Source organism: Paenibacillus sp. P4_A7 (assembly GCF_056402455.1).
Map to the genome: position 1 here is coordinate 1 of NZ_JBFUHJ010000282.1, position 7,280 is coordinate 7,280.

The window sequence follows — 7,280 nt, forward strand, 5'->3', positions numbered from 1 at the left end:
GTGTGGAGATATTACCGTTCGTCCAATCATGACAGTAGAAAATTCTCGAATGGCGAAAGGTCCAAGGCCAGCTGACTAAGTGGATTTATGAAAAACCACACTACTTAATTAAAATATATGGCTCCTCGTCGTTTCCGAGGAACCATCTATTAATTTTTTGAAATTTAATTTATGTTTGTCTATCCCCTACATGATCCTCTTTAAAAATCATACTCCGCATCTTTTGCCCGGCGAATGCCTGAGTATGCATCCACAAGCAGTACTGTGTCTTCCACTAAACGCTCCATCCGGAAAATAACATCATCGTTGATAATTTCTTTTCTTTGAAAATCCTTTTCTTCGATAAATACATACGTTGGGACGATATGCGCCTTCATATAGGATAATATCGGTTTTAACTGCTGTTCTACCATCAAATAATGCTTCGCTGTTCCAGCTGTGACAAGCATACTCACTACTTTATCTCGGAATGCGTTAACTGGCAGAAGATCGAAAATGTTTTTTAATGTCGCTGGAATTGAGGCTTGGAATGTCGGAGTGCCGATAATAATCGCATCTGCCGCCATAATTGTTTCCGTTACATATTTTGTATCCCCTTCATATTCCCAATAATTACGCCCATCACTAAACACCATTTTGTATTCCGCTAAGTCTAGTAAGGTGATTTCTGCATCAGGATATTTTTCTTTTGCGATTTTTAAAGTGCGTTCCATAGCTGTTCGTGTTTTAGAGCCAACATTTGAGCCTGCTATTCCAATGATTTTCATCCTAATCACTCCTTATTTTGTAGTGGTATGTTTCTTAATCGCCGGCATGATATCTGTAGCAATCAACTCTATATTTTTCGCGATCTTATCAAATGGAACGCCGCCAAAATCGATTTGTGCCATAAAACGCTGTTGACCAAATAATTCGTACTGGTAGAGCATCTTTTCGATGATTTGTTGCGGGCTGCCAATCATCAACGCATCACGGTAATCTGTAGATTGCGCAAATTGTTGTTTTGGATAGCCGCCTCCTCGCAAAGCTTGCATACCAGAATTAGCATGCGGATAATATTGACGAAGCGCGTCTTGTGTTGTTTCAGCTGTATAAAATAAACTCGTTGTTGCGATTGGTAATGTTGCTGGATCAAAACCACTGCTCGCTGCTGCCTCACGATAAGCATCAACCGAAATCTTAAAGCTGCTTGAAGGACCGCCAAGTGTTGTCAGCATCATCGGAACACCAGCATATCCAGCCTTAATCGCACTAGCGGGTGGTCCGCCCACTGCACGCCAAATTGGCATATGGCCGTTTTGAGGCTGAGGCAAAATGGATGCATTCTGTAACGGAGCACGGAATTCGCCTTCCCATGTCACTTTTTCCTCATTGTTTAACTTCATGAGTAGTTCTAATTTTTCTTCAAATAACTCTTCATAATCACGCACATCATAGCCCAGTAAGCTATATGCTCCTACACGTGAACCGCGCCCAGCCACAATTTCAGCCCGGCCTTTGGAAATCAAATCGATTGTTGCAAAGTCCTCATACACACGAACCGGATCGGAAGTACTCAAGACGGTTGCCGAGCTGGCAATTTTAATATTTTTTGTAGCCTGTGCTATAGCTCCTAAAATGACGGTATGTGCTTGTGTTATGAAATGCATTTGATGACTTTCACCAACTGCAAATACATCAAGTCCAGCCTCATCAGCCAGCTTACTAGCGTCAATTAATTCATGAATACGTTGTTCAGCGCTAATAAATGTGCCAGTATGCGGATCAGGTAAATGATCTCCGATCGAATATAGTCCAAATTCTATCCCGTTGTTTTTATGAATACGATATTTTTCCAACATTACGATCTCCTTTTTCAATCAATTGGTGTTAATTTGGCTTCAATTTCTGCACGTCGTTCTTCTAAAAATGGTGGTAAATCTAATGCTTTACCGAGCTCATCGACCGTTGAGTCTTTAGTGAAACCAGGACCATCAGTCGCAATTTCGAATAAGACCCCATTTGATTCTCGGAAATATAAGCTTTGGAAATAATAACGATCGACAATACCTGATGTGTTGAAGCCGCGTTCCTTCACAACCCCATCCCAATAGCGCAGCTCATCTTCGTTTCTAACACGGATTGCTAAGTGATGAATACTGCCTTTACCAGGCTTCTCACTCGGCCCATCCTGCTGTTTAACAACTATCTCTCCAAATGACTGACCAGCAACAGACTGATAAATCGCTTCGGAATCCGAACGAGATACTTCTATATAACCAAACATGTCCTTTAATGTATTTGCTAAGCGATCTAAGTGTCGAACCGTTATTTCCACAGTACCCATTCCTAAAATGCGATGCTTTTGCTCGACTACGGATTCATCCCATGCTGACCAATTTTCGGGAACCTCTTCACCATTATTATTTAACAAAATCATTCGTAAGCCTTCTTGATCTTCAAAATGCAAAGCATCTCGGCCAGCATATCTGGTAATCTCACCATGCTTTACTTCTAACTGCTCGAAACGTTCTTTCCAAAATGTAAGACTTTCATATGACGGAACTAATAAGCCAATCTGTGTAATTGCATTTGTGCCACGAACTGTACTTCCTGCCATCGGCATTTCAAAAAACGACAGTTCCGTTCCTGCACTACCTGTTAAATCTCCGTAAAACAGATGATACATAAAAGGATTATCCTGATTAACAGTTTTCTTCACCCTTCTTAGCCCTAGTACTTTTTGATAAAACTGATTATTTATCTGTCCGTTTTTTGTCAACATCGAAATATGATGATGTCCAGGAATTGTATGCATTGTATTACCTCCTTTTTATAACTTGACTAGTCAAATGATGAGGCAAAAAAAATTACACAGGCGGTAATTCTTTGTTTTGGCTATGTTTATGAACACGTGTCATCAATGTGTATAGTGTTCTTTGTTCTTCTTCGTTTAATACATCTTCAAAAAAAGAGGTTTGAAATGCAAGCTGTTCAGGCATCGCTTGATCTAAAATAAGCTCTGCTTTTTCAGTAAGGCTTATTGTTTTTGTCTTCCAGTCTTGCTTACGTACAATAAATTTCTCTTTCTCAAGGCGTACGAGCATGCGTGAAATACCACCTTGCGTAACCGTTACTTTTTCGGCTAACTCCATTTGTGTGAGCGGCTGATAGGTACGGATTTGCATGAGTGCATCAAATTGAGCAGTAGTTAAATTAAATCGTTTTAAAAAGTCATTCGACATCTGGTTACTTTGGTTCGTAAAACGCATCAAACGTAACCAGATTAGTGAGCCTAACGTATTATTACGCATTTCGTTTCCCCCTCCGTACCCTTGCCATCACTTTACTACTCAATTGATAAAATAGCAAGTGGAAAATTTCATGTTTAAATCACCATCCTGGTGAAAACGGATATAGATTTCCATTCAAACTGAATGAGGCTTGTCCCGTTTCTTCCGATACAATAATGACAAGAGCATCGCATAGTTCTGATAATCCAAGTCCTGCGCGATGTCTAGTTCCTAGCTTTTTCTGTTCCGTTTCCCTTTGAGTTAACGGTAGTACACTTGCTGCGGAAATGATCTTATCACCTTGGATTACGACTGCACCGTCGTGCAACGGTCCACCAGGTGTGAAGATAGATTCTAACAGCGAATGTGTAAGCATCGCAGATACAGGTACTCCAGGTGTAATAAAACGATCGAGTTGATCTGATCTTTGTACGACGAGAAGTGCTCCATTTCGCCGCTGTGATAAATGGGCAATGGCTTGAGATAATTCGTTATATTTAGCTGTATAGGGCGAAAGATAACATTTTAAGTAAAAGGTCGAAGCGAGTGATTCTGTCGCTACAAATTGTTCCTTCATAGAATGGAACTCATTTAACAAACAATTTCCAGCATCGTGATCTAATCCGTTAATCAAAGCTTTAGTCGATAAACTTATTTGTAGAAGTCTATTCTTTACTTCAACTTTCATTGGAGAGAAATCACATTTAATTTCATCCATACTTCCACCCCACTCAAAGACAACAGATTTCTTATAAATACTCCTTCTATTTTGCTTTGCTTCCCTTTTTTTATACGTTGTCAGTTGTAAAACATCCAAGCGCGGAGAGATTCTTTACCATTCAGCTGCACATAAAAAAGCCCGCAGACTATGCGGACTCAGAAAAAATAAGTATATTACCCAAAATGATTTATAGCTTGCACAGGTTTGCCACTTAGACTGTTTTCAAACATGTCTATTATGATCAAGAAATGTTCAGCTTCACGGAACACATGATCTGCTAATAACGGATGAATTATGCTTTTAATTCGGCATTGTTCAATTAATTCACGCGCTGTTCTCTTAAAGTCACGTAGTGATTTTACTGAAACTTTATTCTGATCTAGGAATTGGTCAAGAAGAGGTTTAGTCTGCGATTGTGGTCGCATGGATTCCAAATCTTTTGCTTGGAATAACAACTGGTCGAATTCTTGACTGAAGTTATTTGCTTGTTCTACTAACTTCCGTTCGGAAGGATCAAGTAAATGGCTAATAAATTTGGCATGGTCAGCCATTATTCTTAGGAAAAATACGTTCTCGTCTATTATGGCATCAGGTAGTGGTTCTAACCTGCCCAGATTTAATTCCGTTAACCGATTTCTGAAATAATTGGCCTCCCTGCTCACATGATCAACTAACAAGGGGAAATTGTTGGCTCCGGGAAGCTGGCACGTCAGTATCAAACCAAGAATTTTTCGCTTGAAGGCCCATATATAAGTAACTGCTATATGGACTTCCTCATTAAACCTTTTAATCACATTAGGATCTGTACCAAAAGTAAAAGCATTGGCTCTATTTTCGATTTTTTCAAAGATTGCATAAAATTGATTAGCCTCATTAATTAATTGCGTATCCTCACAACGGAATCCCAATTTAAGAAATAAAGAATGCTCCTTCATGATCCGCGACCAAAACCTGACTTCTTCTAAAGATCGTACGACAAACTCATCCGACATTAACAACTCCTCCCTTATTATTCACTCACCTTCCTACCATATGAGTGAGTACTTGGTCATATACCCGAATAAATTTTTCATGATACGACAAATCAAAAAAGCACGAGAAAAGAGTAGTCTCTTTTAACTCGTGCCGCCCGTATACCGGTAACATGTATAAAGTCGGACATATTTGGCTGCATATCATTTTATGATATTATAGTTTATTACAGAAATTCATTTATTTAGCGATTAATACGCAACTGTACGACAACAGCTGCATGATCCGAAGGGTAACGGACCGCATGATTGTTGATCTTCCAAGCCTTCTCTGAATGAAGCATCGATCCATGCGCATATACAAAATCAATGCGATCACCGATGCATCCCTCCTGCTCGAACGCCGGCCAAGTAACGGATTGATCAGCCGTTGGGTCAGGATTAATTTCGCGATAGGTATCACGATACCCCGCCTGCTCTAAAGCAATCGACTGTGGAAATGGGAATGTATATCCGTTATGCAATGAACGTGTTTCTTCCGTCCAATCAAAGTGCGAACCGCTATTGAAATCTCCGCAAAGCAGTAAAGGTTCTTCTTCTGAATTAGCTGCCAGTGGCTCCAACTCCTGCATTATTTCGAGCAACTCCTTCATCCGCTCCTGTTCGCCCTCTAGCAGCTGCTCCAGACTGCGACCGGACTCTCTGTACAATTCACCCCAATAGTCTCCCAAATAATGCAACCAGATTGAGAAAACATTGACATATAGCCCTTTTTCTAGCTTCAAACGTGCACCACCACTGTGGAACGGTTGATAAACGGGATAAGTCTCCTCAATCGGGAATCGACTCATGATTGATAAATTCGAGCTTCTCAAGTAAAAGTAAAAGCCGAGTGCATCTGCAATGATTGGGCCTGAGCCGTATGTTTCTTGCAAGCTGATGATGTCTGCATCACTATCGCGAATGACGTCAATAACACGCTTTACTCCAATTTCTGCACCCATTTCACGACCGCCGTTCCAAATATTGAACGTCATTACGTTCAATATTGACGTGTTGCTATCCAGCTGTGGCGGATGTGCCTTCTCCCGGTGAATACTGTAAAAGTGGCCAATTTCATCAGCTGTCAATGACCGGTCCTCGATCCACAACTCATCAATCCAACCAGGGAACGTTTCTCGCTCTGAACCATCCTTCGATTCTCCACCAATCCATAGTGTATCCGCTTGATTCCAATCTGGTTGAAGCCGCACACTGTAAATAGCCATATTTACACCGTCATAATAGAGACGCACTTCCTGATTCTCGGTAGAATAAGTAAAGGATAACTGATGCCATAGTCCATCACGAATTGGTTGGCGGGCAAAAGTAGGCTCATATGTATAGGATTCCTCACCTAACGCTTTCCAGTACCATGCTCCATTTTGCTGCATTCCTAATTTCCAGCCAGTCTCTCGTTCGTCTGCACCACTGCAGCTAGCAGACAGTATTTCAAAAGACTTGCTTCCAAATCCGCTATCTGCCTCTCCTTTAATCCATAAGCTTACGCTGAAATCGCCCGGATGCTCCTGCAGTGGATTAGCAACTGAAACAGCCTTTCGCAGCACAGCAGTTCCGCTGAGATGGATTGCCTGTCCATTCATTCCCTCGCATTTTTCTACCTCTGTAGCCTCGTATGTTATACGCCATCGAGGCGTTAACCTAACGCCACTAGGATGATTTCCCTCCACATCCAATCACCTCTTTCCGATTCGATTTTATGTATCGTCCCATTACACTACATGAAAAGCAGCCAATTGATGAATTAGTGGTACATCTACTGCTTCATCTACAATCAGTCTTAAAGAAGACGCTTCCAAAGTATCCATACGCACAATACGCTTATGACCAATCGATTGACCATGAACAATTGGCTGCCAAAGCCCATTAACGAGTGCTTCAAGTCGATAGCTGCGAATCCGTTCACCTTCAGCTATGCGTTCCATAATAACAACATGATTAACTGCCGTTGGCTCTGGGAATGTAAGCTCCACAATTTCACCTTCTCCGCTTGTTACCGCATGTGGAGTACCGAACCTTCTTGCAATTTCTTGACCAAACTCTGTAAACTGCTTTATATCGGCATCAGGTACAAGTCCTCGATTATCAATAACCATCCCAATCAGTAAGTTTGTATTGCTGCCAAATGAGTTATAATAACATTCCACTAATTCCTCGACTGGATAGAGCAGGTGATCTTCACCTTCCATCCAGAACCATTGATTCGGCTTACGATTTGGCATGTCAGCTTCACCAGGCGCCCACACGGAACCATTG

7 protein-coding genes and 1 pseudogene are annotated in these 7,280 nt (G+C 41.2%); all 8 read right to left on the reverse strand.

Going from position 1 to position 7,280, the window contains the following annotated elements; translation table 11 throughout:
• Nucleotides 1–200 precede the first annotated feature (200 nt).
• Nucleotides 201–767, reverse strand: a complete 567-nt coding sequence (locus AC1DWN_RS23650; RefSeq protein WP_477561348.1) for an NADPH-dependent FMN reductase — start codon at nt 765–767, stop codon at nt 201–203.
• Between the two features lie 12 nt (nt 768–779).
• Nucleotides 780–1,838 (reverse strand): LLM class flavin-dependent oxidoreductase, encoded by a 1,059-nt coding sequence (locus tag AC1DWN_RS23655; RefSeq protein ID WP_477561354.1) that lies wholly within the window; start codon nt 1,836–1,838, stop codon nt 780–782.
• Between the two features lie 17 nt (nt 1,839–1,855).
• Entirely contained in the window at nt 1,856–2,797 is a 942-nt protein-coding gene (locus AC1DWN_RS23660) for a ring-cleaving dioxygenase (protein WP_477561349.1), read from the reverse strand.
• 52 nt (nt 2,798–2,849) lie between these two features.
• Complete coding sequence (locus tag AC1DWN_RS23665) at nt 2,850–3,293, reverse strand: MarR family winged helix-turn-helix transcriptional regulator (RefSeq protein WP_477561350.1); 444 nt, start codon at nt 3,291–3,293, stop codon at nt 2,850–2,852.
• A 79-nt stretch (nt 3,294–3,372) separates the two neighbouring features.
• Nucleotides 3,373–3,990, reverse strand: coding sequence for a sporulation-specific diadenylate cyclase CdaS (gene cdaS, locus AC1DWN_RS23670; protein WP_477561351.1), 618 nt, complete (start codon nt 3,988–3,990; stop codon nt 3,373–3,375).
• Nucleotides 3,991–4,166: 176 nt separating this feature from the next.
• A complete protein-coding gene (locus AC1DWN_RS23675) occupies nt 4,167–4,985 on the reverse strand; it encodes a DUF2935 domain-containing protein (protein WP_477561352.1) in 819 nt (272 codons plus the stop codon).
• Between the two features lie 224 nt (nt 4,986–5,209).
• The gene (locus AC1DWN_RS23680; protein ID WP_477561353.1) at nt 5,210–6,694 is read right to left on the reverse strand and encodes a LamG-like jellyroll fold domain-containing protein; all 1,485 of its coding nucleotides are present in this window, start codon (nt 6,692–6,694) and stop codon (nt 5,210–5,212) included.
• A 42-nt stretch (nt 6,695–6,736) separates the two neighbouring features.
• Nucleotides 6,737–7,280, reverse strand: a pseudogene (locus AC1DWN_RS23685) (alpha-L-fucosidase); the annotation flags it as partial.